This is a genomic window from Bacillus sp. ISL-45, from assembly GCF_018613195.1.
In the GTDB taxonomy this organism is placed as follows: Bacteria; Bacillota; Bacilli; order Bacillales; family Cytobacillaceae; genus Mesobacillus.
Genome location: NZ_JAGGQQ010000009.1, coordinates 172001 through 197221 on the forward strand (window position 1 = coordinate 172001; position 25221 = coordinate 197221).

22 protein-coding genes are annotated in these 25221 nt (G+C 45.4%); 16 read left to right on the plus strand and 6 right to left on the minus strand.

The window, feature by feature from the left end; translation table 11 throughout:
* Positions 1-187 precede the first annotated feature (187 nt).
* The 6 genes from J7E35_RS13140 to J7E35_RS13165 all read left to right on the plus strand — a co-directional run bounded on the left by J7E35_RS13140 (position 188) and on the right by J7E35_RS13165 (position 7710).
* The gene (locus J7E35_RS13140; RefSeq protein ID WP_214780376.1) at positions 188-1165 is read left to right on the plus strand and encodes an NERD domain-containing protein; all 978 of its coding nucleotides are present in this window, start codon (positions 188-190) and stop codon (positions 1163-1165) included.
* Between the two features lie 391 nt (positions 1166-1556).
* A complete protein-coding gene (gene tatA / locus J7E35_RS13145; RefSeq protein WP_214780378.1) occupies positions 1557-1757 on the plus strand; it encodes a twin-arginine translocase TatA/TatE family subunit in 201 nt (66 codons plus the stop codon).
* Between the two features lie 24 nt (positions 1758-1781).
* Entirely contained in the window at positions 1782-2669 is an 888-nt protein-coding gene (locus tag J7E35_RS13150) for a 4Fe-4S dicluster domain-containing protein (protein ID WP_214780380.1), read from the plus strand.
* A 12-nt stretch (positions 2670-2681) separates the two neighbouring features.
* The gene (nrfD, locus tag J7E35_RS13155) at positions 2682-3974 is read left to right on the plus strand and encodes an NrfD/PsrC family molybdoenzyme membrane anchor subunit (RefSeq protein ID WP_214780382.1); all 1293 of its coding nucleotides are present in this window, start codon (positions 2682-2684) and stop codon (positions 3972-3974) included.
* A complete protein-coding gene (locus J7E35_RS13160; RefSeq protein ID WP_214780384.1) occupies positions 3964-7062 on the plus strand; it encodes a molybdopterin-dependent oxidoreductase in 3099 nt (1032 codons plus the stop codon). Before nrfD ends, J7E35_RS13160 begins: the two co-directional genes overlap by 11 nt.
* Positions 7063-7083: 21 nt before the next feature.
* Positions 7084-7710, plus strand: coding sequence for a molecular chaperone TorD family protein (locus J7E35_RS13165; RefSeq protein ID WP_214780386.1), 627 nt, complete (start codon positions 7084-7086; stop codon positions 7708-7710).
* Between the two features lie 207 nt (positions 7711-7917).
* Here J7E35_RS13165 and J7E35_RS13170 read toward each other — a convergent pair whose 3' ends face one another.
* The 3 genes from J7E35_RS13170 to J7E35_RS13180 all read right to left on the minus strand — a co-directional run bounded on the left by J7E35_RS13170 (position 7918) and on the right by J7E35_RS13180 (position 10032).
* Positions 7918-8232, minus strand: a complete 315-nt coding sequence (locus J7E35_RS13170) for a hypothetical protein (RefSeq protein ID WP_214780388.1) — start codon at positions 8230-8232, stop codon at positions 7918-7920.
* A gap of 124 nt (positions 8233-8356) precedes the next feature.
* Positions 8357-8581 carry a DUF1128 domain-containing protein gene (locus J7E35_RS13175; protein WP_214780390.1) on the minus strand — a complete coding sequence of 75 codons (225 nt, stop codon included), beginning with the start codon at positions 8579-8581 and terminating at the stop codon, positions 8357-8359.
* Between the two features lie 95 nt (positions 8582-8676).
* Complete coding sequence (locus J7E35_RS13180) at positions 8677-10032, minus strand: alanine/glycine:cation symporter family protein (RefSeq protein WP_214780392.1); 1356 nt, start codon at positions 10030-10032, stop codon at positions 8677-8679.
* Between the two features lie 331 nt (positions 10033-10363).
* Here J7E35_RS13180 and J7E35_RS13185 point away from each other — a divergent pair, with 331 nt between their 5' ends.
* Both J7E35_RS13185 and J7E35_RS13190 read left to right on the plus strand, forming a co-directional pair.
* Positions 10364-10726 (plus strand): YtxH domain-containing protein, encoded by a 363-nt coding sequence (locus J7E35_RS13185; protein WP_214780394.1) that lies wholly within the window; start codon positions 10364-10366, stop codon positions 10724-10726.
* A gap of 50 nt (positions 10727-10776) precedes the next feature.
* Positions 10777-11592 carry a YihY/virulence factor BrkB family protein gene (locus tag J7E35_RS13190; protein WP_214780396.1) on the plus strand — a complete coding sequence of 272 codons (816 nt, stop codon included), beginning with the start codon at positions 10777-10779 and terminating at the stop codon, positions 11590-11592.
* An 861-nt stretch (positions 11593-12453) separates the two neighbouring features.
* On the opposite strand, the gene J7E35_RS13195 is transcribed toward J7E35_RS13190, so the two are convergent.
* Positions 12454-14373, minus strand: a complete 1920-nt coding sequence (locus J7E35_RS13195) for a heavy metal translocating P-type ATPase (protein ID WP_214780398.1) — start codon at positions 14371-14373, stop codon at positions 12454-12456.
* A 194-nt stretch (positions 14374-14567) separates the two neighbouring features.
* Between J7E35_RS13195 and J7E35_RS13200 the strand changes: the two genes are divergently transcribed.
* Complete coding sequence (locus J7E35_RS13200; protein WP_214780400.1) at positions 14568-15506, plus strand: DMT family transporter; 939 nt, start codon at positions 14568-14570, stop codon at positions 15504-15506.
* A gap of 148 nt (positions 15507-15654) precedes the next feature.
* On the opposite strand, the gene J7E35_RS13205 is transcribed toward J7E35_RS13200, so the two are convergent.
* Positions 15655-16833 (minus strand): MFS transporter, encoded by a 1179-nt coding sequence (locus tag J7E35_RS13205; protein WP_214780401.1) that lies wholly within the window; start codon positions 16831-16833, stop codon positions 15655-15657.
* Positions 16834-16995: 162 nt separating this feature from the next.
* Between J7E35_RS13205 and J7E35_RS13210 the strand changes: the two genes are divergently transcribed.
* From J7E35_RS13210 to ggt, 5 genes are all read left to right on the plus strand, one after another.
* Positions 16996-17382 carry an OsmC family protein gene (locus tag J7E35_RS13210; protein WP_214780403.1) on the plus strand — a complete coding sequence of 129 codons (387 nt, stop codon included), beginning with the start codon at positions 16996-16998 and terminating at the stop codon, positions 17380-17382.
* Between the two features lie 622 nt (positions 17383-18004).
* Positions 18005-18622 (plus strand): YczE/YyaS/YitT family protein, encoded by a 618-nt coding sequence (locus J7E35_RS13215; protein WP_214780405.1) that lies wholly within the window; start codon positions 18005-18007, stop codon positions 18620-18622.
* A gap of 154 nt (positions 18623-18776) precedes the next feature.
* Complete coding sequence (locus J7E35_RS13220) at positions 18777-19607, plus strand: YfkD famly protein (protein ID WP_214780407.1); 831 nt, start codon at positions 18777-18779, stop codon at positions 19605-19607.
* Between the two features lie 175 nt (positions 19608-19782).
* Complete coding sequence (locus J7E35_RS13225) at positions 19783-20571, plus strand: YtxH domain-containing protein (protein WP_214780409.1); 789 nt, start codon at positions 19783-19785, stop codon at positions 20569-20571.
* A 131-nt stretch (positions 20572-20702) separates the two neighbouring features.
* Positions 20703-22388 (plus strand): gamma-glutamyltransferase, encoded by a 1686-nt coding sequence (gene ggt, locus J7E35_RS13230; protein ID WP_214780411.1) that lies wholly within the window; start codon positions 20703-20705, stop codon positions 22386-22388.
* 38 nt (positions 22389-22426) lie between these two features.
* Here the strand turns inward: ggt and J7E35_RS13235 are convergent, their stop codons facing one another.
* Positions 22427-22930 (minus strand): DUF421 domain-containing protein, encoded by a 504-nt coding sequence (locus J7E35_RS13235; protein WP_214780413.1) that lies wholly within the window; start codon positions 22928-22930, stop codon positions 22427-22429.
* A 165-nt stretch (positions 22931-23095) separates the two neighbouring features.
* Between J7E35_RS13235 and J7E35_RS13240 the strand changes: the two genes are divergently transcribed.
* Positions 23096-23281: an SE1561 family protein gene (locus J7E35_RS13240; RefSeq protein ID WP_214780415.1), complete on the plus strand. Its 186-nt coding sequence runs from the start codon at positions 23096-23098 to the stop codon at positions 23279-23281.
* A 347-nt stretch (positions 23282-23628) separates the two neighbouring features.
* The gene (locus J7E35_RS13245) at positions 23629-25182 is read left to right on the plus strand and encodes a fumarate hydratase (RefSeq protein WP_251040953.1); all 1554 of its coding nucleotides are present in this window, start codon (positions 23629-23631) and stop codon (positions 25180-25182) included.
* Positions 25183-25221 lie beyond the last annotated feature (39 nt).

The window sequence follows — 25221 nt, forward strand, 5'->3', positions numbered from 1 at the left end:
CTATAATAATTTTATTTGCGCTATATAATTTAAAAACTCGCTATAAAAAAGAAAAACTCGCTATATAAATGAGAAACTCGCTATAAAAACAAAAAACTCGCTATAAAAATTTTAGTGAAATGATAAAAGGGTTTTGAAGAGTGGAAAGAGAATCATTATAGAGGAAAAATAAAAGGGAGTGATGTGCTTGATTGAAAAAAATCGGGATTTTCCAAGAGAAATTACTGTTTTGAAGACAATATTAAAGAGATTCAGCTTAAATCCGCAGCTGAAATCAGAGCTTGAAAGCAAATTATCAAGAAAATTAGCAGGCTACAAAGGTGAAAAGGAACTAGACTACCATTTGTCGCAATTTGACCACACAAAGTTCTATATTTTACATGATTTAAGGATTCCACATAAGAATACTCACTTCCAGATTGATTCCCTCCTAATATCAGACAACTTCATGCTTATCATTGACTCAAAAAATTACGCTGGCACTTTGGATTTCTATCCGGAATTCAATTATTTGCTTCAAACATGGAATGGAATTGAAAAAGTCTATCCAGATCCAATCCTGCAAACGAGAACCCAGGCTTCACAATTAAAATCCTTCCTAATTAAAAATCATTTTTCCCCACCCCCAATCGAATTCCTTGTTTCCATCAGCAACTCACAGGCTATAATCAGAAATCCTGGGAACAACCAGGAAGTAAAAATGAGGGTTTGTAAAACACCTGCTGTTGCCTATAAGATTCAGTCCTTTAACGACAAATATCATAACGAGGTTTTATCAACTAAAGAAATCAGAAAAATCACCAAGCTGTTATTGAAAAGCCATGAACCGTATATTCCTGATATTTCTTCAATGAACTTGCCTATGGATCAAGTACAGAAGGGAGTCCAATGTCCGGAATGCCGCCAGATCGGCATGAAAAAAATTTATGGCAACTGGGTTTGTAAAAAATGCGGACATTTATCGAAAGATGCTCATATTGATGGGCTTAACGATTTTTTCATCATTTATGGTCCTGCGATTACGAGCAGACAATTCAGCAATTTCCTCAACATTTCATCCATCCACCAGTCAAAAAGGCTGCTTTCGGCGCTGGACCTTGATAGTGCTGGATCCACAAAAGGAAAAATTTACACCCCGGGCAAAAACTTTCACTTATGGGAATGAACTAGGCCAGACCTGCACGACATGTAAAATTAGTACTAAGTTAAATGTAACGTGCCCAAAATTGCAGCCCCATGGCAAAAAAATGTACCATGCCATGATTGCAGTCCATTCTAATAATCTAACATGCCCAAATTGCAGTACCATGCCAAAATGTCACATGTCAAAATTGCAGTACCATGCCAAAATGTCATATAACCAGCGGATGAGATCGAACCAAAAATTCGATTTCATCCGTTTTTTCTAGTTCACAAAAGTGTCACGATTACCCCGCGCCTTACTCCCATAAGCACTCCAGCAGTCCAGTTCCTTAAAAACCAACCATATCAAATAAGTTGGCACGCAGCTTGCATTATAAGTAAGCAAAGAAAAAATTTAAAAAGGAAGTGGCATTATGCTATCCAATATTGGGATTCCTGGTTTGATTTTAATCCTCACCCTGGCGTTGATCATCTTTGGTCCGAAAAAGCTGCCTGAAATCGGCAGGGCGTTCGGACAGACGCTGAAGGAATTCAAGAAATCGACTCGTGAACTGACAAGTGATATTACCGATGATATCGCGGATGACAACAAGGAAATCAAAAAAGAAATCTAAACGCATAAAAAGAGGTGAGTGGAAATGGGTCTTTTTTTAAATGAGAAAAAGGTAGATTACGATAAAATCGTCGACAAGATGCTTCCAGATGCTAAGAAGGAAATGGATGAATCACAGTATGACACAGAGCTTGGCCTGAACATGGCACGCGATGCCAGGAAGGTCATCAGCGGCAAATTGAAAATCGAAGACTTCCATAAAGTCTATTCTTCATCACTGACAAAGGAATTCGGCAACTACTACACTTCAGCTGATGGACCGGATATCAGGAAGGGTGACGGCCCGAAATGGGCGATGGTCATTGACCTGAAAAAATGCGTAGGCTGCGATACATGTACGGTTAGCTGCAAGGCGGAGAACAGGACGCCGCCGGGAATCTCCTACAACGTCGTCATGGAATCACTTGAAGGAGAATTCCCGAACATCAAGGCGGTCAACCTGCCAAGGCCGTGCATGCAGTGTGACAAACCGGCTTGTGCCCAGGTTTGTCCGACAAGAGCGACTTATAAAATGGAAAACGGAATTGTCGCGATCGACAATGACCGCTGCATCGGCTGCCGCTACTGCATCGTTGCCTGTCCTTATGGAGCGCGCTCCTTCGATTTCGGCGAAAGCTATGAACAGGAAATGCAAGGCGCGAATGATGTAACAAGCCCTGAATACGGCGTCGAACGCGGCAGCCGCGAAAAAGGTAAGACACCGATTGGCACAGTCCGTAAGTGCAGCTTCTGCTTCCACCGTTTGCAAAGAGGCGAAGAGCCGGCTTGCGTGGAAACATGCATTGGCGATGCCCGCTTCTTCGGTGATATCAGTGACCCGAACAGTGTGGTATCGAAGCTTGCTGCAAGTCCAAGAGCATTCCGCCTGAAGGAAGAGCTTGGAACTCATCCAAATGTAATTTATCTAAGATAGGAGGGACTGGCGATGGCCAATCTTGCTGTTGATTTAAAAGAGAAAAGCACATCAAAATCAAAAATCAATGTGACCGTATCAAAAGCTTTTAAAATATGGATTTCAGCCCTAACTGTTGCCTTTTTGATCGGCGGTTACTTTATTGTAGAGCGCTTCATCACCGGGCTGGCGGCTACGAATCTATCAAGCATCACTCCCTGGGGAGCATGGATTGCTTTTTACATCTTCTTTGTTGGTTTGAGTGCGGGTTCATTCCTGCTTTCGACCCTGATCTACGTTTTCGGGATGGAAGAGTATGAGAGAGTCGGTAAGGCGGCGCTCTTTACCGCGATAGTCTGTATGATCGTCGCACTGACCTTCGTCCTGATGGACCTTGGACGTCCGGAGCGCATGCTCAATGCGATCATCTACTGGAATGTTACTTCACCGCTTGCCTGGGAAGTCCACTTTTATTTAGTCTATATCGGACTTCTGGCAGTTGAGCTTTACATCGCGATGAGGGAAGACCTCGTCCGCGCTGCAAAAACGAACTCATTGAAAGGCTTTGTCGCAAAATTGATCACGTTCAAAAACGCAACCATCAATGCGGCTACGAAAAAGCGTGACCATATGTGGATGAAAATTCTCGGCACCATCGGGATTCCGCTTGCGATCCTCGGGGTCCACGGCGGAACAGGAACCATTTTCGCTGTGGTAAAAGCACGCCCGGCCTGGCATACAGCCCTTTTCCCAATCATCTTCGTCGTATCCGCGATGGTTTCGGGAACGGCTCTTCTTTTAGCCATGTATATCATTAAGAAAAAGGTGCAGAAACAGCCAATTGACCAGGGAATGGTTGTATCACTGGCAAAACTGATGGTCGGCTTCCTGATCATCGACCTGGGCCTACAATTCTATGAATATCTGATTGGCTGGTACGGCCTTGAGGCAGAACACCTTGATACGCTGGCAACAATGATGGCCAGTGAAAAAGCCTGGTCGTTCTGGATAGTGCAAATGCTCATGGGAGCAGTCATACCAATCACCATTGTTTTCTGGAAAAAAACAAGCCAGAACGTCAATGCGCTTCTTGCAGCCGCGGTACTGATAGTTATCGGGATTATCGGCGTCCGCTTCAATATTGTTCTGCCGCCGCTTGTGGTGCCTGTGTTCCACGAACTGCCATGGGGCAATTACGCGCCAACGATCAAGGAATGGATGGTCAGCGTCGGCGTCGTCGCGATGGGGCTATTAATCTACTCATTCGGCGAGCTGCTGCTGCCAATCGAAGAAACTTCTGACGAGGTGAGCCATAATGGAAAATAAACCAATGAAACGCCGTGGGTTTTTAAAAGCGCTCGGAACGCTCGGAGCGGTCGCGTTCGTCGGACCGGCATTCGTCGGGCCAATTAAGCAGGTCATGGGCGATGTCTGGATCGATTCACCGCATGGAACCGGGACGGATTATCAGGATTACACGGCCGAAAATGTCATTTTCACGTCATGCCAGCAGTGTAATGCGACATGTACGATCAAAACCTATATTACAGCCGGAGCGGCAGGCGGGGCATACTCCTCCATCGTCCGCAAGATTGCCGGAAACCAGTACAGCCCCATCAATATGGTGCAAATCGGACATATCAACTACGACACTCCAGTATCACAGGCTGTGAAAGGTACAGGGGATGTCGCTAAAACGGGGCGCGGACTCCGCGGCGGACGAACCTGCTTGAAAGGGCAGGCCGGCATCCAGACAAACTATGATGCTTTCAGGATCCAGAAGCCGCTCAAGCGTGTTGGTGAAAGAGGCAGCGGCGTCTGGAAAACGGTCAGCTGGGAAGAGGCTTATAAGGAAATCCTCGAGGGCAGCAAGGACCTTCGAACTCCTGGGTTAAAAGAAATGTGGAAATACGTACCGGAAGCAGCGGTCATGGCCGACTGGGAAAAATTTAAGGCTGGCGAAATGACCAAAGCTGAATTTGATAAAAAATACAAGGATGTCCTGATCGACACGAATCACCCGGACTTTGGCCCGAAAGCAAATCAAATTGCGGTCATGGCAGGACATCGGCGTGAATTCATCGAGCGTCTCGCAGCCAACAGCCTTGGTACAGCCAACTATTATGATCACGGCGGCTATTGCGGTATTACCAGCGTTATGGGTAATGTCCGCTCGCATGATTCTGAAAAGCCGAAGAAGCGGATGATTCCGGACTATGATAATGCTGAAATGGTCATTGTCTGGGGTACAAACCCGATGGTGGCAAACCGCGGGCCGACTACATTTGCTCCGCAAATTACCAATGCAATTGACCGCGGCATGAAAATGGTCGTGATCGATCCGCGTTTCAGCAAGACAGCCGAAAAAGCGCATGTCTGGGTTCCGGTAAAACCGGGCGGGGACGGTGCGCTAGCGATGGCGATGTCCCGCTGGATCATTGAAAACAACCGATATGACGATATTTACCTTCGCAACCCGAACCAGGAAGCAGCGAATGAGGATGGCGAAACAACCTGGAGCGATGCCTCTTTCCTTGTCAATGTCGGCGAAAAGAAGCGTCCGTTCGTCCGTGCCCAGGATCTTGGAATCGGCGGCGAGGAGTTTGTGGTCATCGAAAATGGCAAGCCAGTTTCACATGCCAAGGCAAGAAACGGCGAGCTTGATGTTGATACAACAATAAATGGCATCAAAGTGAAATCTGTCTTCCGGATTTTTAAAGAAAGGGTCATGGAAAAATCGATCGAAGAATATGCAAAGCAGGCAGATGTGCCAGTCGACCAGATTGTCCAGATTGCCCGTGAATTCACATCCCATGGCAAAAAGGTCGGGATCCATTCCTACCGCGGACCGGCGATGCATACGAATGGCTACTATAGCGTACGCGCCATCAATATGCTGAACCACCTTGTCGGCAACCACGACTGGAAGGGCGGCGATACTGTCCTTGGAGCCAAGTACAAAGCAACCGAAGGACGATACGATCTTGCGACAGTACCGAATGCGAACAAAGGCTGGGGCATCCCGGTCACAAGGCATAAAGTACCTTATGAAAAAACATCATTATTTGAAAAAGATGGCTATCCTGCAAAACGCCCGTGGTATCCATTCGGCAATAAACTGATCCATGATGTCCTTCCAAGCTCGGCTGAAGGCTATCCATACAAAATCAGGGCATTGCTCATCAATAGGACTTCACCTGTCATGTCTGCGCCAAGATCGGAAATGCAGGCGAAATTCATCAGGGATCCTAAGGTGGTTGAACTGGTTGTGGCATCAGATGTCATCATTGGTGAGACTTCCAAGTATGCAGACTTCATCCTGCCGGATCTTGCGTACCTGGAAAGCTGGAATGCGGAAGACATCTTCCCGATCCTGAAGCATAAGTTCGCAGGTGTCATCCAGCCGGTGACAAGGGTTGTACCTGACGCACGGCCAACGGAGCAAGTTTATATCGATTTACTAAAAGGTTTGGGCCTTCCAGGTGTCGGAAACAATGCATTGGCTGATGGATCGGCGATACACACACCTGAAGACTACTACTTGAAACGCATCGCAAACATCGCCTTTGACGGCAAGAAGCCGGTCAAGGACGCAAACGCTGAAGAGCTGGCGATTTTTGAAAAAGCAAGACAAAAAGCGCTCGGTAAATATTTTGACATCCAAAAGCTCAAAAGTGCTGTGAAACCGGAAGAATGGAAGAAGGTTGTCTACGTGCTGAATCGCGGCGGACGCTTTGAGGCAGCAGGCGATGAATATATCGGCAACAAGCTTAAGTATCAGTGGGCAAAACAGGTTTATTTTTACGATGAAAAAGCAGCAGGCTTCAAGAGTGCTTACACGGGCAAGTTCTTTGAAGGCGTGCCGGTGGCAGAGGCAATCAAGACTTACGACGGCGAAGTTTACAAGCCAAACAAACCGCTGCAGTTCATCAACTGGAAATCAAGGAATATGGCAACGCACCGTACTGAAGGAAATGCCTGGCTCCGTGAAGTGAAGCCGGAAAACTATCTGTGGATCAACCCGATCGACGCGAAGAAAAAAGGCATCAAGACTGATGATGAAATCTACATTTCATCCAATAACTCAAGAGTAAAAGGCCGCGCGCTCGTAACACCAGGAATCAAGCCGGGTGTGGTCGGAGCGAACTTTAGCTTTGGCCATGATGCTTATGGCTCTAAGGCAGTCAAAGTGGACGGCAAAACAATCGAGCCAGCCGGCAAATACGGGCATACAAGCTATGAATTCAATAAACCGCTCCATGAAGAATCTGGCTATGCAAAACCGCGTGGACTGGGCTTCTCAGTCAATGCCTTATCAGACCGGGATGGAAGCTACTTCGAAGGCTATCTCGCAGACTTACTGATCGGCGGACCGGCACAGCAGGACGTATTCGTGGAAGTGGAAAGAGTGTAAAACAACATCGGGGGATGCCTGGTGGGCACCCCTGAAATCTTGTTGAAAATGAAGGTGGAGACAATGATGGAAGAACGATATGGAAAGCTGGCGATTGCGAATATCATGACAAGCATCTGGCTGGGGGACTGGGACACCTATGAAGCATTCCTGAATGACGTCCCTGAAGGAATGCGGAAGGAGCTCTCATTTCATTCCTTATACAATCGGGATGAAGTGCAGCTCTGGTATGACAATCACTTTTTCATACCGGGAGATCATTTTGTCTCCCCTTACTTTTCTTCTTATACAAAAAATAATGAAGATGAAGAAGCCCGCAGGCATGAATTGCTTTGCCTGATCGGCCTTTATGAAAAAACAGCCTTTTACTTCCCGCTCGAGCAAGATCGGCTGCCAGACCATTTTGGCAGCATGACAGCGTTCATGAGTTCGATTTTACAGGGAGAGATCAAAGCGGAACAAGAAGGCGATCGGGAATACCTCCAGCAGCTTGAAGAAATAGAGGCAGAGATGCTGACAAGATTCATCAAGCCGGTCCTGAAACCATTGCTCGAGAACGCGGATGCAAAAATCAACCATCCATTCTTTATGGAGTTTCTCAACTTTTATTCTGAATTGATGAGTGAAGACTGGGTGGAGGCAGCATAAATGAAACGGTCCCCATAATTGGGGACCGTTTCATTTTATTCAAAATTTGCTGTTTCTACTTATTCTGTTTAAAGAGATCAATAAACGCTTGATAAAACTCTAAACTCTGATAAAACATGAAGCCCATTGCAGTCATAGAAAAGAAACCAATCATCAGAAACCGGAACCACATACTATCATTCCTCCTTGATTTTATTAGAGAAAAAATCAAAGAGACTTGATCACATAATTCGACTGGAAAAAGACTGCAGTTAGAAAAGCGGCAAAAGCCGAAATCCTGTTTGTTCTGTATATTGTTTTGCTTAAAAAACTGGTTAAAACAAGAAGTACAAATACGGGTGGGATGAATGCAACTTGTTTGTCTTCTTTACCCGGGCCGGAACCATCCTCGTGCATTTGGTCCATGGCGATGATTGCTTTTGATTTAGGCTCGAATAATTTCAGTTTTTCGGCAGGAAGAGCACCGTAGCTGAGTAAAAGCAAAATGAATAGACTCAGAGAATAAATGGTCAGCTTTTTCACGGTCCCACACTCCCTTCCAAAAGTAGTAATACAATCGTATAACAATATATGCACAGTGGAAACAAAAAAGTTTTGACGTTTTTCTCAAAACAAAAACAGGCACCTTAACAAGTGCCTGCTCCAATTACTGCTTTCTTAAGTTTCCAAGCTCTTCAGCGATCGCCTGCATTTCATTCGGGCTGAAGGTGTTTTTTCGCATGATCATATCATAGATTTCCTTCAGTTCTTCATACATCTCGCCGTCGAAATGTGATGATTTGATAGCGCCGAGGTTCATGACATTCAATTTTTCCTTGATTTTTTCGATCATGAAATCAACGTTTTCAGGGGAATTTTTAGTTAAGTCCACTCCGTTCATCCTTTCAATGGTTGTACAACCATCTTTCCATGTCCGTCAAAAAAAGTCAATTACAAATCCGGCGCCTTTCGAACGCCGGATTGCAATCAGGTACTATACGTGTCAGGTTGGTTCTTTTCTTCTTTAATCGCATTCAGGATATTTCGGGTCTCAACTACAACTACGCCGGACAATCCGAGAAGTCCAATCAGATTCGGGAAGGCCATCAAACCGTTCATGACATCGGCTATGCCCCATACAATTTCTAGCTGGGAAATTGCTCCGATGAATACAGCAGCGACAAACGCGATTCGATAGTATAACACGACCTTTTTGCTGAACAGATAGGAGAAGCATTTCTCCCCGTAATAAGACCAGCCGATGATCGTCGATGATGCGAAGAACATCAATCCGACCGCAACGATTACAGATCCGGTCTGGCCAAGGAACTTGCCGAAGGTCGCAGAAGTAAGGTCGGCTGCTGTTGTATCTCCTGTGTACAACCCGCCCATTACAATGGTAATTCCCGTGATCGAACAGATGACGATTGTATCAATGAATACCTGGGTCATCGACACAAGGGCCTGTCGTCCAGGCAAGTCCGTCTTAGCTGCGGCAGCCGCAATAGGTGCCGAGCCAAGACCAGCTTCGTTCGAGAAGACACCGCGGGCAACACCCATCCGGATGACTGTTCCAAGTGCCCCGCCAGCTACCGCTTCTCCAGTGAAGGCATCTGTAAAAATAAGTGCAACGGCCGCTGGAACAAGGTCAAAGTTCATGATCATGACCACAAGGCCGGCAAGAAGGTAAAATGCAGCCATCACTGGCACGAAAAGCGCAGTGATTTTTCCGATGCTCTTAATCCCGCCAATCAGGGCAAGTGCAGTGAAGACAGTGAGTACAATACCAGTTACCCAGGCAGGCACCGAAAAGGTTGATTGGACGACGCTCGCAACGGAATTTGATTGAACAAGGTTGCCAATCCCGAAAGCTGCAATCGCGCCAAAGAAGGCAAATAAAACACCAAGCCATTTTTGGCCAAGACCTCGTTCAAGATAATACATCGGTCCGCCGGACATCTCTCCATCCTTGTCCTCGACCCGGTATTTAACGGCTAAAACAGCTTCCGCGTATTTTGTAGCCATTCCGAAAAATGCTGTAATCCACATCCAGAAAACGGCACCCGGACCGCCAGTAAAGATCGCTGTAGCGACACCGGCTATATTACCAGTACCCACAGTTGCAGCTAGTGCAGTCATCAATGCCTGGAAATGTGAAATATCACCTTCCGATTTTTTGTCCTGTTTTTTAGTAAATGCCAGCTTGAGTGAGTAAGGCAGCAGCCTCATTTGCAAGAAGCCAATGCGGAAGGTCAGGTAGATCCCCGTCCCAACAAGCAGGATCAATAGAGGCGGGCCCCAAACCCAGCCGCTTATTTTTCCAACCCATTCTTCAAATGTCATAGTGCTCCCCCTTAGAAATTATATTCAAAAAATGTTCTTCAACAAGAATATTCTGATAATTAGTAGTAAGTCAAGCGATATCTATTAGGTAAAACTTAGGAGGGCAGGTGAAATCATACGTGAATAGTTGTCGCTAAGGGGTTTTTCCCTATAAAAATTATTATACAACTTTAAAAATTTTATAGAGTACTTTAATTACTCATTTCGATTGGATATTTAAAAAAGTTTTCACAACACTTGCATGAAGTGATGGCAATCGTGGAAAATGTTAGTTAGGAGACAGGCAAACAGAACCTGCAATACGAAAAGGCAGACTCTAGGAGGAGAAAAAATGGGCAGTTCGAAAAAATTTTGGATGGGCATGGTTTTAGGTGCGATGGCCGGCGGAGCGGTTACTCTTTTGGAAAAATCGACCCGGCTGGCTGTAAAAGAGGATTTCAGTAAGGTATCGAGCGGCGTTATGTATGTCGTCAAAAATCCAAATGAATTTATTGAAGACCTAAGGGAAACAGCGAATAAAGTGCGGACTACAGTGGAACAAGTAACAGAGGACGTGGCTTTTATCACTGAGAAGGTCGAAGAAATAAAGGATGTACCGCCTCAGGTTACTGAGCTGGTCAAAGATACAAAAGAAACGCTTAGGAAGATTGCCGCATCAGGGCAAACACAGCAGCATATAGATGAAAAAGAATGATGATTGACAAGCTCAAGGAAGGACAAGGAAAGCATAAATGAGGTGAAACAATGATTGATATATCATTTTTCAGGCATATGTGGCAGAGGATACAGGAGGACGATGTTCCGGCACTTGCCGCACAGCTTGCATATTTCTTTTTGCTCTCCTTGTTTCCGCTGTTGATCTTTTTGGTCACATTGGTCCCTTATTTGCCCATTTCAGAAGTGGATATCCTCGGTTTTTTTGATGATTATGCGCCAGGTGACTCGATGGATCTGATCAAGAACAGCCTGGAGGATATCATGAAAAAAGACGGAAAATTGCTGAGCTTTGGTTTATTGGCGACAATTTGGTCAGCCTCGAACGGAATCAATGCGGTTGTAAGGGCATTTAACCGTGCGTACCGGGTAGAGGAAACCAGGTCGTTCATCGTAAACAGAATAATGGCGATCTTTTTGACATTTGCCATGATCTTCGTGTTTCTGGTCGCTTTGATCCTGCCAGTGTTCGGCAAAGAAATCGGCAGCTGGCTTTTTGCTAATTTCGGGCTGAAGGAAGAGTTCGTCTATGTTTGGAATATGTTCCGCTGGCTGATCAGTATCTTGATCTTGTTTATAGTTTTTCTCGGGCTATATTGGATCGCCCCCAATAAAAAACTGACGTGTATCAGTGGTGTGCCGGGATCGATTTTTGCTACCGGTGGATGGGTGCTCGTATCGTTGGGCTTCTCCTACTATGTCAGTAACTTCGCTTCCTATACTGCTACTTACGGCAGTATCGGAGCAATCATCGTCCTGATGATCTGGCTCTATTTGTCCGCATACATTATCATCATCGGCGGAGAAATCAATGCCTATTACAGTGATAAGAAAGCAGGCTGCTGACACCATTATTTATCCTGAAATTACCTCAGGTAAGGTCTGCTGTTTTAGCAGAAGATACTGTTGAGGCTTGCTCCTCATTTCTTAAAGTAGTTCGATTTTTGGAACTTAGATTGGTGTCCAGCTCCAGCGCCTAGCCAGTATTCATCTCGAGAATGCTTCCTCGAGTATCTTGCGAGAAGCGTTAGCTTTAAGCAGCTCGAGTCGTTTCGGTCCGCCCAATGAAGTCAAAGAGCGACTTCACCGGTTGGCCCTCTGAGGCACACGATGTGCTAGACCCGCCAGCCACAGGACGTGGCGTTATTGGGGGCAACGCTTGTCGGGGCTGTACAAGGCGCTTGCGCTATTCTTATAATAGGGGGAATATCAGGATGGCAAAGAAGACGAAAAAAGACGGAAGCACGAAGCAGAAAGGCAAAAGCAACCACAGCCAAAAAACATCCGGTTCAGCAAACGGATCAAACGGATATCACTAATGAACAAGCGCCCCCTCGGTGGGCGCTTTTCTGTTGCGGAAATGCTTATAGATATTAGAGGAGAAATGACGGACAGAAATCGGAGGAAACAATGAAAAAGTGTCCGTCATCGGATTCATGACGGACAGAAATCGGAGGAAACAATGAAAAAGTGTCCGTCATCAGGTTCATGACGGACAGAAATCGGCGGAAACAATGAAAAAGTGTCCGTCATCGGGTTCATGATGGACAGAAATGGGTGGAACCAGAGAAAAAGTGTCCGTCATCGGACTCATGACGGACAAAAATCGGCAGAAACAATGAAAAAGTGTCCATCATCTTGCACACTACATACATAGTCGTTTCTAAGAAAAAAACTCCCACTGGGTTTTCCCGGTGAGAGTTATATTTACTTCAACAGCCTCAAGCTATTTAATATAACCAGAATCGTACTGCCTTCATGGCCGATGACGCCGTATGGCAGGTCTAGCAGCTGCAGGAAGTTGGATGCGATCAGCACCATGATGACCAGAATTGAAAAAACGATGTTTTGTTTGACGATCTTGTTCATCCGGCGTGACAGGTTGATGGCTTCGGCAATTTTTGGCAGGTCATTTTTCATCAGGACGACGTCTGCCGTTTCCAGGGCGACATCGGAACCTTCTCCCATGGCGATTCCTACATTCGCGGTCGCTAGCGCCGGGGCGTCGTTGATACCGTCTCCGACCATGGCAACCTGGCCATATTGTTCTTTCAATTTCTTCAATTCCTCTACCTTTGTTTCTGGCAGACATTCAGCAATATATCCTTCGACATGGCTTTCGGCAGCGATCGCCTTACCAGTGTTTTGGCTGTCGCCTGTGAGCATGACGGTGTAGATGCCTTCTGACTTCAACAGGTCGATTGCCTGCTTCGTTTCTTCACGGACAACATCTTTAAGGGCAATCAGGCCGGCAAGCTGCCCATTCCGTTCGATAAACACGATCGTTTTTCCTTGTGCTGCAAGCTTTACTGCCGCTCCGCCAGAAAATGCTTCAGCAGCGTACTTTCCGACAAAGTCAGCTTTCCCGATTTTCCAATCCTCATTCTCAAAATGAGCCTTCACGCCCCATCCTGATACATCCTCGATGCTTTCTGGGTGAACAAGCTCCTTGCCAAGCTTCTCCTTTGAGTGTTTCACGATTGCGTTGGCCAAAGGGTGGTTCGAGTGGCTCTCAATCGATGCTGCTTTGAGCAGCACTTCCTCAGGATCCACTCCCTCAGCTACAATCACATCCGTCACTTCCGGCTTGCCCTTCGTCAGTGTTCCTGTTTTATCAAAAGCAATGGCTTTAAGATGGCTGAGGTTCTCAAGGTGGACGCCGCCTTTAAACAAAATTCCGTGCTTTGCGCCATTTGAGATCGCCGACAAAGTAGCAGGCATGATCGAGGCAACGAGTGCGCACGGTGAAGCGACGACAAGCAGGATCATCGCTCGGTAAAACGTCTCCGTCCAGCTCCAGCCCAGCAAATAATGGGGAACGAACATCATTAGCACAACCACTGCCAGAACAACTTTTACGTAAGTGCCCTCAAACCTTTCAATGAACAGTTGGGAAGGAGACTTTTCACTTTGTGCGTTCTGGACAAGCTGAATAATTTTTTGAAACAATGTTTCATCATTTCGTTTTGTAATTTCGATTGTAAGTGATCCAGTCAGGTTGACCGTGCCGGCAAAAACATCGTCGCCGGAATCCTTTGAAACCGGAATCGATTCCCCGGTAATGGCAGCCTGGTCAATCGTCGTCTGTCCCCTGGCAACTTTCCCGTCAGAGGGAATTCTTTCACCTGGTTTCACCAAGATTAAATCGCCAATTTCAAGTTCTGCAACATGCACTCTTTCCTCAACGCCATCCGTAACCCTCAATGCTTCCTCCGGCTGCAGCTCCATCAAAGAGGAAATTTCCTTATGGCTTTTGTTCATCGTATACGTTTCAAGCGCTCCGCTCATCGCAAAAATGAAAATCAAAATCGCGCCTTCTGTCCAGTAACCAATGATGGCCGAGCCAATCGCAGCAAAGATCATCAACATCTCGACGTTCAATTCTTTGTCTTCGATTGTGGCTTCAATGCCTTCCTTCGCTTTAGCAAAACCGCCGATTACATAGGCCAGGATAAAAGCGATGACAGCTGCCGTTTGTGAATCTCCCTTGCTTAAAATCCAGCCTAAGACGATCAGGATTCCGCTGGTTCCGGCGGCGATCAGTTCCGCATGGGGCTGTATCTTTCCAAAAAAGCTAACTTCTGGAACCGAGTTTTCCTTTGCTAATGCATTTGCTCCCTGTGCCATCCTTTTCTCCTCCTTTTTAAATCTCTAAATGATACTAATAATCACAATCAATACCCTTAAAAAACACGAAAGCTGCCACCAAATTGGTGACAGCGAGAATCCAAGTCAAAAAATACATATTGTGTTCACTATTATGTTACCATACAATATATGCTTTTTGAAAGAATAATGCGTCTGTCTAAGGAGATAGTTTAATGACAACAAAAGACTTTTTTACCCACCCGCTTGGAATTGCTGTTTCGGCAGTCGGTGCGACCTTCCTTTGGGGAAGTGCCTTTCCGTTTATTAAGCTGAGCTATAACAGCCTTGATATCAGGCCGGAAGAGATGGGTGAGCAAATGCTGTTCGCAGGATACCGCTTTCTGCTTGCCGGGCTGCTGATCCTGATCATGTTCCTCCTTTTGAAAAGGAATATGAGATTCAGGCCGGAAACGACGAAGTCTCTTCTGAAAATTGGCCTGTTCCAGACGTTTTTACAATATGTCCTGTTTTATATCGGACTCAGTTATTCAACCGGAATCCAGGGTTCGATCATTGCCGGAACAACTTCATTTTTCCAGATCCTGCTTGCGCATTTCCTTTACCCCGATGACAGGATGAGCCGTTTGAAGGTAGCTGGACTGATGGTCGGATTCACCGGGGTCATCTTCGCGAACTGGCCTAATGGGGATTATGAAATCAGCTTTGGCATCGGAGAGGTCCTACTAATGGGAGCTATGATGGCCGGTGCCTACGGAAATATCCTTGCCAAACAGGGAAGCGGAAAGATGGAGGTCATTTATTTAACAGCTTACCAGATGATTTTGGGCTCCCTTGGTCTTATTGCAATCGGAGCTTTTTCAGTGGGGCTTGCTCCATTCGATTTCGACCTTAAGTCTGGTCTTATGCTCCTATATCTTGCGTTCCTATCAGCAGCAGGCTTTATTTTATGGAACAATGTCATGAAGTACAACCAGGTCGGCAAAGTGTCTTTGTACCTGTTCCTGGTCCCTGTATTCGGCGTCATTTTATCAGCGCTCCTGCTTGCTGAACCAATACATTATTTTGTCATTGCCGGATTAATATTTGTAGTCGTCGGTATCGTACTTGTCAACCGGCCGGCCCGAAAAAGAAACAGCCTCCCTGCGAAATAGGGAGGCTGTTTTGCATTGTTTACCAGGAACAAGATGTTTGCGCTTTTGGGTTTAAGATAAGAAAGTATAAATTTTCACTGCCACACGATGTGGCGTTTTAGGCGGGCAGCGCTCGTCGGGGCTAAACAAGGCGCTTGCGCTTTTCTAATTACACAGAGTTTGCCTGTTGTGTTGGACCATCATGCCGAACCGCCACAAGGGCGATGAAAATCAGCAGGAGCATTGTGCTGATCACATAAAAGAAACTGATGCCTTTCAGCCACTGTATCGCCAGTCCGCCAATGAACGGACCGCTTATGCTGCCAAAGCTGAAGAATATCCCGCACATTAAATTACCTGCCGGCAGCAGCTGTTTCGGCAGCAAATCTGCCATATAGCTGATGCCGAGAGAGAAAGTGGAACCTACCACCGTTCCCGCTAAAAAGAAACAAATAAGCAGGCCAATTGTTGAATTTTCAAGCAAGCCAGCGGTGGTAAAGCTGATGAAACCGGCTAGCGTGACGACGATCAACACATTCCTCCGGCCGAGTTTATCGCTCAATATGCCTAACGGAAGCTGGGAAAGGATTCCGCCGATTGCAAATGCCGGAAGCAGGAGTGCGACCGCATCGACGCCGATGCCAGATCTCATGGCGTAGACAGGGAAGTTGCCATTTAGGCTTGCTTCCAAAAATCCGTAGCCAAATGGAGGCAGGAATGCGACCCAGGCGTATTTAAATACTTTTCCAAACCTTTTCATGGTCCCGAAGAATGAACTGTTGTCAGTATCATGTTCGGGACGTTCATTATTCAGCAGCCAGACGGTCAGCCAGGCGGCAAGGCTTATGGCAGAAGAAATAATAAAAGGAAGGGTAGTGTTAATTTTCACGAAACCTGTCATCAATGGACCAGCAGCGAACCCCAGCCCGAAGAACAATCCGTATAGGGAAATATTCCTTCCAATCCGGTCTTTAGGTGAAAAAGAAGTAATCCAAGTCTGTGTCGCAAAATGAAGCATATGATCGCCAATCCCGATCGCCAGCCTCAGCAAAAACCAGAACCAGAATGATTTCCATAATGGAAACAGGGCAAGTGAGATGGCTACGGTAAAACCGCCGATGAGAATGATGGGCTTGTAACCAAATCGACGAAGCGGGGCCTCCATCAATGGCGAGGCAATCAATATTCCCAAATACAAGCCTGTGGCATGAAAGCCATTCATTGATGATGACACGCCATCCTGCTCAAAAATAATTGCAATCAATGGAAGCAGCATTCCCTGTGAAAAACCTGAAATCGCAACAATGCTGACCAAAATCCAGAAACGAAGCTTAATACTTATATTCATATCATAAAATCTCCCTGAGTACTTAATACTCTTTAGATGTTAACGATATAAAATTTTATGTGCAACGGTTTTTATTTTTAATTATGGAAAAAATAGTGTAATCTCATGGTAATAGTCAAATATAACTGGTGTATCAGAGGTTGTGGAAAGGGAGAGAGTAACATGGAATTCAAAATGAAACCGGATGTAGGTTTTTTTACAGAGACAGGTTTTGGCAGGCTTGATGTGGCCGGTGATGATCAGTATGGTTTCAGGCCCTACCAGCTGCTCGTTTCATCAGTTGCCGTGTGCAGCGGCGGTGTCCTTCGCAAGGTACTGGAAAAAATGAGGATGGACATCCAGGATATCCATATTCAGGCTGATGCAGAACGTGTAGAGGAGGAAGCGAACAGGGTAAGCAAGATTACTGTCCATTTCCGCATTGCCGGCAACGATCTCGATGAAAAGAAAATCGAAAAGGCGATGGCTCTTACGAGAAAAAATTGCTCAATGGTCCAATCTGTACTTGGCAGCATTGAGATTGAGGAAACGTTTGAAATCGTTCTATAAAACGACAAAAATGCGAGTTACACCATTAATGCAATATGCTATAATGAGTATTGGATTTTGTCTGTCTTAATATAATAGAAATAATGAACTCTGTTCCGGGAGGACAGGGTTCTTTTTTCGCTGTTCAGAAGGGATCAGCTTTTAATTGACATTTTAAGCTGGATCAGATGACGAAATGTCTAAGAAAAGGCACTTAATAGACATTTCAGGCCAGATAAGCTGACGAAATGTCTAAGAGGCACTTAATAGACATTTCAGGCCAAATAAGCTGATGAAATGTCTAAGAAAAGGCACTTAATAGACACTTCAGGCCAAATAAGCTGACGAAATGTCTAAGAAAAGGCACTTAATAGACATTTCAGGCCAAATAAGCTGATGAAATGTCTAAGAAAAGGCACTTAATAGACATTTCAGGCTGGATAAGTAGACGAAATGTCTAAAAAAAGGCACTTAATAGACATTTCAGGCTGGATCAGCTGACCAAATGTCTAAGAAAAGGCACTTAATAGCCATTTCAGGCTGGATAAGCCGAGGAAATGTCTAAAAAGAGGCCTTTCTGGAACAAAAGTATCCTAAGCTTCAATACATTAGAACGGTTTTACTAAGAAGGAGAATATGAAATATGGCTTTTGTTTATCGCACTCTTTTTTACATCATTGGGTTAATTATTCTATCTTTTGGAGTATCGATGACCATTAAAGCGGGATTGGGAACGGGCGCATGGGATGCGCTTAATGTCGGTTTATCGAAAACTGTGGGACTGACACCTGGCAGCTGGGTTGTAATCGTTGGTATCATCATGATCTTCATCAATGCAGCTTTAGTAAAAAGGCGTCCGGATTTGGCTGCGATTATCACGCTGCTGATCACAGGTGTGCTGATCGACTTCTGGCTTTTGCGTGTGTTTGAGGATCTGGTTGTAACCGGCTACGTAAAACAATTTGCAGTCTTTTTATTGGGAATGGTCGCGCTAAGCTTTGGACTGGCAGTTTATTTGCAGCCGAAGTTCCCATTGATTCCGATCGACAATTTTATGATGGCATTAAGGGAACGGTTTGGTCTCAACCTGATGGCAGCAAAAACGCTTGGTGAAGTATTTGCCTTGTCCGCTGCCTTCATTTTTAAAGGACCAATCGGAATTGGTACGTTGATTGTAACCTTCGCAATCGGACCGCTGATTCAATTGTTCTACCCTTACTGTGAAAAGCTTTATAATAAGCTGCTCACTTCTGCACGATAATTGTGAGGCTCTGTCTTGGGCAGGGCCTTTCATTATGCCTGTAAACCACAAACTTTCCGAAAGCAGCCTAAACTTTGGATAAAGTTAATGAACTCCGAAAACACTATAAACAAACTTATAAGTTTCCCGTAGTGAAAGGAGAAGACAACACCAAATGAAAAAAGCAGCTATCCTTGTTATGACGATTGTTTTCATGATGTCCATTTTAGCGCCTGGGTTTGCTGAGGAAGGAAAAGGTAAAAAGGCTCCACAGCCTAAGCAGTCGGAAAAGGCAAAGTATACAATTCCGAATTCAGTTATGAATATCACAAAGGATAACACCTATCCCAACCCGACGGAGGATTTGCCTTTCCTTCAGCCAAGTGAGCTGACGAAGAATCTGTTGAAAACGTCAAAAGTGAAGATTGAGAATCCTGATTTGATTCGTATGCTGAATGAAACTTCCATTAACAGCACTCCTTTTGCAATCGGCTATCGAGCGATTGTTTATCTTGGGGAATGGCCGTTGAATTATGTGTCGACTGAAACTTCGCCGAACTGGGAGTTCCAGAAAATCAATACGAACTACTTTGATAATCGCGGCGGGAATTCTATTTATCAAATCCATTATGTACAGGAACAGCAAAAGGTCGTGAAGGGCGGCTTGACCGCGAAAATCAAGAATGCCGAAGATGTGCAAAAGATGATGCTGTTAAAAGCAGCAAAGAATACAGGGCTGCCGCTAGCGTTTGAAACCATTGTCGGCGCTGGTACGAAAAAAGATCATATCTATAATATCCAGCCGAAACGCCTCGGTTACCTTTATGCTTATGCCCCGGCGATCAATGAAAAGGGAAAGGTGACATATGGAGAGGTCTATTTGATGCTAAAAGGGAGCAAGAAATTCATTGTCGTCAAAAATGTTGTTTCACAGGGGATTGGAGCATGGATCCCGGTGCAGGATCATGTCAGCTTTGGTTTTGTTTCCAGCGATAGACCCAGATAAATATCAAATAAGAGAACCTTATTCCTTTATTTAGGAGTAAGGTTCTTTTTTAATTTTCTAGTAATTTTTTCCTCTTGACAAAAGGTATATATATCCTGTTTAACGGTCGTCCAAGGCGGGAATTAGTTAGACATAACAAAATAAAACACCAAACATTAAAAGGAGGAAATATATTATGGCTGACAACACTTTTTCTAACCAAACAGGTAACACTTCAAATTATAATACGAACAACAACATGTACACTTCTTCAAGGGAAAATGCTTCATATGATACAACAACTGGAACAACAACATACGCAAGCACCACTTCAGGTGATTCGTATTCGAACAACAATTCAATGGGTGGCTACTCTAGCAGCTACGGAGTAAACAGCTCAAGTAACTCTAGCTCATCAAACGGCAAGCTTATGAAGGGTGTGCTAATCGGCGCAGCGATTGGCGGTGCAATGGCAATGCTTGATTCGAACACTCGTACAAAGGTGAAGGATAAGGCTGTCAGTGCAAAAGACACATCAATGAATGTAATCAGCGAAGTCAAAAACAATCCTTCTGAAGTAAAGGATCAAATGATGAGCAGCTTCAAGGAAGCATCCAGCATTCTAAAGGAAGCGATCAGCGATGCTCAAAACCTTTATCAGCGCCTGAATGATGATGTATTCAGCAAGATGGGTGATGCTAAATCCATCTCTGGAGATGCGGTCTTAACTGTGATGAACGCAAAGGATGACTTGAAGGAAGTCAGCTCAAAAGTGAAGGAGGCAGGTTCTGTTGCAATGGACAACCCAGTGGTTAATTCTGCATCTGAATCAAGCTCTTCAAACTCAGGTTCAGGTTCAAACGGCGCCGCTGACGGATACGCTACAGGCATGGAAAGCAAACCGTCTGATACAACAGGTTTAGGCAATACTTCAAATACCTTCACTGTATCGCCGGAAAACCAGAAGAACGATAACAACCGATAAACGTATATGAGAAACCAGTCCTGAACTCCAGGACTGGTTTTTTATTGTCTTTTCTCCCATATATTTGTTTGTTTTTATCCTCCATACGGGGGTATTTATAAGTACAAGCAGAAATTGGGAGGTCACAGCCAATGGATAAGGAATTTAAACCACGCTCAAACAGATGTGATTATGATAGAGAAACAGCGACAGGTAAAATTGCGATGGCAGCTTCAGCCCATCCAGTTGCAACGAATGCCGGGGAGAAAATCCTTCGTGAAGGAGGCAACGCGATTGATGCGGCAATTGCCATCCAATTTGGTTTAAATGTCGGAGAACCGATGATGACTGGAATCGGCGGCAGCGGCTTTTTTATGGTCTATCATGCCGAAAGCAAGACAACGAAAATTTTTGATGGTCATACAAGGGCCCCGAAAGCGGCACATACTGAACTTTTTTTAGATGAAAAGGGAGAAGTCATCCCATTTAAAAAAAGGTCGACACATGCCAGTGGAGTTGGTGTCCCTGGAATCCTGAAAGCAATGGAGGCGGCAAGGAAGGAATATGGGACAAAGCAGCTGGCTGAATTGATCGAACCCGCTGCCCAGGCCGCTGAAAAGGGCGTCGAGGTTAACTGGGTGATGGAGGAAATCCTGAACACCTTTGATTACCGTCTTGGAGATCATGCGAAGGAACTGTTTCAGCCTGGAGGCAAATCCCTTAAAGAAGGGGATGTCTACCAGAAGGAGCATCTTGCAAAAACCTTCCGCATCCTTCAGCGCGACGGCATCGAAGCTTTTTATGAAGGAGAGATCGGGGAAGCCCTTATCTCGACCCTAAAAGAACTTGGCGGCATCATGGAAATGTCAGATCTTAGAGATTATGAAATTTCGATTGATGAGCCTGTCTGGGGAACGTACCGAGACTACAAAATAGCTTCTTCCAATATGCCAAGTGCCGGCGGAACAACGATGCTGCAAATTTTAAAACTGCTTGAAGGCTTTGATCTCAGTAAGTATAACGTGAAATCATGGGAGAAATATTTTCTGTTTACAGAAGCAATGAGGATTGCTTTTTCAGATAAAATCGCTTTTTCCGGAGATCCTGATTTTGGGGGTATCCCGTTAGAAGGATTGCTTAGTGAAGAGTATCTTGCAGACCGCCGCAAGCTGATTAATTTCGAGCGGAGAAATGACGCAGTCGACTTCGGCAACCCGTGGGCTTATACGGATGGAAAAGAAATAAACGTGGTGCGCCAGCCGTTCGAGCCAGAAAAGGAGAGAAGCGAAACGACCCATTTCACTGTCATGGATAAATGGGGCAATATTGTTGCCTGCACATCAACGGTAGAGCATCCATTTGGTTCTGGAATTATGGTCAAGGACCATGGGTTTGTATTAAACAACGAATTGACTGATTTTGATGCGGTCCCTGGCGGCTTGAATGAAGTTCAGCCAGGCAAACGTCCGGTAAGCTGCAAGACGCCGACGATTGTATTCAAGGATAATGAACCTGTCTTAACGCTGGGGTCTCCAGGCGGACCGACAATCATTGGCTCGGTTTTCCAAACAATCGTCAATGTTCTTGATTTTAGGATGGACCTCAAAGATGCTATTGAGGAGCCGAGGATTTTCAATAGTAGCGGCCCGCTCGTTGGCTGGGAATCTGGAATCAGCATGGAGGCGAAAGGCGAAATGGAATCGAGGGGATTTGAGTTCGCCGATGGACCATTCCCACTCGGAAATGTACAGGCGATCAAGATTGATCGAGAAAAAGGCATCCTTTATGGAGCAGCCGATTCAAGCCGGGAAGGGAAGGCCACTGGGCTTGATGAATAAATCAAAACAAAGCAGGCTGTTAATTCAGCCTGCTTCTTCTATTTGTCAACATTATTCAGCGTGTTGGTCTCTGAATCTGATTTTTTTATGACAGAAATGCGGCCGTCTGTTTCTAGTACAACGGCTTCCACTTGTTCCATAGAATTGATGCCGCTGGAACGCGCAGCCTGGAGAATTTCAACCTCCAACACACGCTCTTTGACGATATTTTCTTTTAAATAATTGCCTTGATAATAAATCAGCTTCGGATCTGACTTAATTAGTTTCTTGAACAGGTCTGAACGGATGGAAAGCCATGCCACCGAGTACTGAAGTGCAATTAAGATGAAGAAGGCAGAGATTCCTTCAGCGAGGGCTACATTTTTATTCAACAAAATAGTTGCCAAAGTTGAACCAAGAGCCACGGTTACAATCAAGTCGAAAGCATTCATCTTGGATAACGTTCTTTTTCCCGATATCCGCAGTATAAATACGAGTGCGGCATAAGCAAGTATTCCGACAATCAAGGTTCGCCAAACCGCATCCCATGAATTAAAGAACATTTCATCACCTCCTATATGTTTTTTCCTAAATAAGCCGGGGCAAACATATATGAAAGGGGGAATACTATCCAATAGATATCAATGGTGTGTTAACTATTAGCTGTCATATTGCACATTCGCCCATTTTTAGGTAGGATGTTAGTGGTAGTGAAAGGAGAGAGAATTTTGGGTAATCCGATAAATGATAAAAATACGCAGGTGGTATTTTTGAAGCAGCGTTTGGATATGTTTGCTGAGTTGCTTGAAGCAATTGATCCAGTGGAAGCGGACTTGGAGGATATCGACCGCATGATCCAGATCGTTGAAGAAATGGACGCGAAATGCCGCGAGTTTAAGCATCGCGATTTGTAAGAGACCTTTTATGTGGTCTCTTATTTTATTTCATAAACTTTTCCGGTGTTCGCTCCAGCGCCTAGCCAGTTTTCATACCGAGTATCCTCTTCGAGTATTTTGTGAGAAGCGTTAGCTTTGAGCAGCTAGAGAGCTTGTCTAGCTGCGGCTTCTAATTGGGAGGCGCGGCGTTGTAGACGGGCAACGCTTGTCGGGGCTAACCAAGGCGCTTCCGCTTTTCGTATTTGTAAACGATTTCACTTTCTATCTTTAAATACATAGATGATAGGAGTATAATGATATCGGAGAAATTGTTATAAAATTTTCACATATAAAGAGACAGCAAACAAGGGGAGAGGGGAAGTCAGATGAATATTGAAAAGTTTCAGGAAAGCATGTACCAGCTGATTGTTGAAACATCCACGAACCTGCCTAGGGATGTGCGCAGGGCGATCAAGTCGGCAGCGGAGCGTGAAAACGAGGGTACCCGTTCGGCGATGAGCCTTGATACGATCACGAATAATATTAAAATGGCTGATGACAAGGTATCGCCTATATGCCAGGATACTGGGCTGCCAACCTTCAAGATCAAAACTCCGGTTGGCGCAAACCAGCTTGAAATGAAAAAAGCGATTTACAACGCGATTGCACAGGCAACGAAGGACGGGAAGCTTCGTCCGAACTCCGTTGATTCACTGACGGGGGATAACAGTGGTGACAACCTTGGCGGAGGCACTCCTGTCATCAAGTTTGAGCAATGGGAAAAGGACTATATTGATGCTCGTCTGATTTTAAAAGGCGGCGGCTGTGAAAATAAAAATATTCAATACAGCCTTCCTGCAGAATTGGAAGGACTAGGACGTGCTGGACGCGATCTAGATGGTATCCGCAAATGTATCTTGCATTCGGTTTATCAGGCACAGGGACAAGGCTGCAGCGCCGGCTTCATCGGCGTTGGTATCGGCGGCGACCGTTCTTCCGGGTATGACCTTGCGAAAGAGCAGCTGTTCCGTACGGTAGACGATGTGAACACGCATCCTGACCTTCGCGATCTTGAAGAATATGTAATGGAAAATGCGAACAAGCTTGGAATAGGTACGATGGGCTTTGGCGGCGAAACGACACTTCTGGGCTGCAAAATCGGTGTCATGAACCGAATTCCTGCAAGCTTCTACGTTTCCGTGGCCTATAACTGCTGGGCATACCGACGTCTTGGTGTTGCAGTAAATCCTGAAACAGGGGATATCCAGGAATGGATGTATCAGGAGGGTGAGAAGATCGATTTTGCCCAGCCTGCTGCCCAGGAAATTGCGGCAGCTGTTGAAGCACCGGCAGAAGAGAATGTTGTCACACTGACCGCTCCGATTACAGAGGAGCAAATCCGCGGGCTAAAGGTGGGAGATGTCGTGAAAATCAACGGCATGATGTACACCGGACGTGACGCGATCCATAAGTATCTGTCAGACCATGATTCGCCAGTGGATCTGAATGGCCAGATCATCTACCATTGCGGCCCGGTTATGCTGAAGGATGAAGAAGGTAACTGGCAGGTGAAGGCAGCAGGCCCGACAACAAGCATTCGTGAGGAGCCTTATCAGGGCGATATCATGAAAAAGTTCGGCATCCGCGCGGTCATCGGCAAAGGCGGAATGGGCGCGAAGACGCTTGCTGCCTTGAAGGAGCATGGCGGTATTTACCTGAATGCCATCGGTGGAGCTGCCCAGTATTATGCTGACTGCATTAAGTCAGTGGAGGGTGTTGACCTGATGAACTTTGGTATTCCTGAAGCAATGTGGCACCTAAACGTGGAAGGCTTTACTGCCGTTGTCACAATGGACTCACACGGGAACAGCCTGCACGAGGATGTTGAGAAATCTTCCCTTGAAAAATTGGCACAGTTCGCAGATCGAGTTTACAAATAATACTAACAAAAGGAGACTCGCTTTTTGAGAGTCTCCTTT

Coding starts and splice junctions, on each gene's coding strand:
- J7E35_RS13180 (WP_214780392.1), bottom strand. CDS start 10,032: ATGACATTTGAAGAATGGGTTGGAAAAATAAGCGGCTGGGTTTGGGGC.
- J7E35_RS13190 (WP_214780396.1), top strand. CDS start 10,777: ATGATTGATATATCATTTTTCAGGCATATGTGGCAGAGGATACAGGAG.
- J7E35_RS13235 (WP_214780413.1), bottom strand. CDS start 22,930: ATGTTCTTTAATTCATGGGATGCGGTTTGGCGAACCTTGATTGTCGGA.
- J7E35_RS13200 (WP_214780400.1), top strand. CDS start 14,568: ATGACAACAAAAGACTTTTTTACCCACCCGCTTGGAATTGCTGTTTCG.
- ggt (WP_214780411.1), top strand. CDS start 20,703: ATGGATAAGGAATTTAAACCACGCTCAAACAGATGTGATTATGATAGA.
- J7E35_RS13210 (WP_214780403.1), top strand. CDS start 16,996: ATGGAATTCAAAATGAAACCGGATGTAGGTTTTTTTACAGAGACAGGT.
- J7E35_RS13205 (WP_214780401.1), bottom strand. CDS start 16,833: ATGAATATAAGTATTAAGCTTCGTTTCTGGATTTTGGTCAGCATTGTT.
- J7E35_RS13220 (WP_214780407.1), top strand. CDS start 18,777: ATGAAAAAAGCAGCTATCCTTGTTATGACGATTGTTTTCATGATGTCC.
- J7E35_RS13150 (WP_214780380.1), top strand. CDS start 1,782: ATGGGTCTTTTTTTAAATGAGAAAAAGGTAGATTACGATAAAATCGTC.
- tatA (WP_214780378.1), top strand. CDS start 1,557: ATGCTATCCAATATTGGGATTCCTGGTTTGATTTTAATCCTCACCCTG.
- J7E35_RS13195 (WP_214780398.1), bottom strand. CDS start 14,373: ATGGCACAGGGAGCAAATGCATTAGCAAAGGAAAACTCGGTTCCAGAA.
- J7E35_RS13185 (WP_214780394.1), top strand. CDS start 10,364: ATGGGCAGTTCGAAAAAATTTTGGATGGGCATGGTTTTAGGTGCGATG.
- nrfD (WP_214780382.1), top strand. CDS start 2,682: ATGGCCAATCTTGCTGTTGATTTAAAAGAGAAAAGCACATCAAAATCA.
- J7E35_RS13160 (WP_214780384.1), top strand. CDS start 3,964: ATGGAAAATAAACCAATGAAACGCCGTGGGTTTTTAAAAGCGCTCGGA.
- J7E35_RS13215 (WP_214780405.1), top strand. CDS start 18,005: ATGGCTTTTGTTTATCGCACTCTTTTTTACATCATTGGGTTAATTATT.
- J7E35_RS13245 (WP_251040953.1), top strand. CDS start 23,629: ATGAATATTGAAAAGTTTCAGGAAAGCATGTACCAGCTGATTGTTGAA.
- J7E35_RS13225 (WP_214780409.1), top strand. CDS start 19,783: ATGGCTGACAACACTTTTTCTAACCAAACAGGTAACACTTCAAATTAT.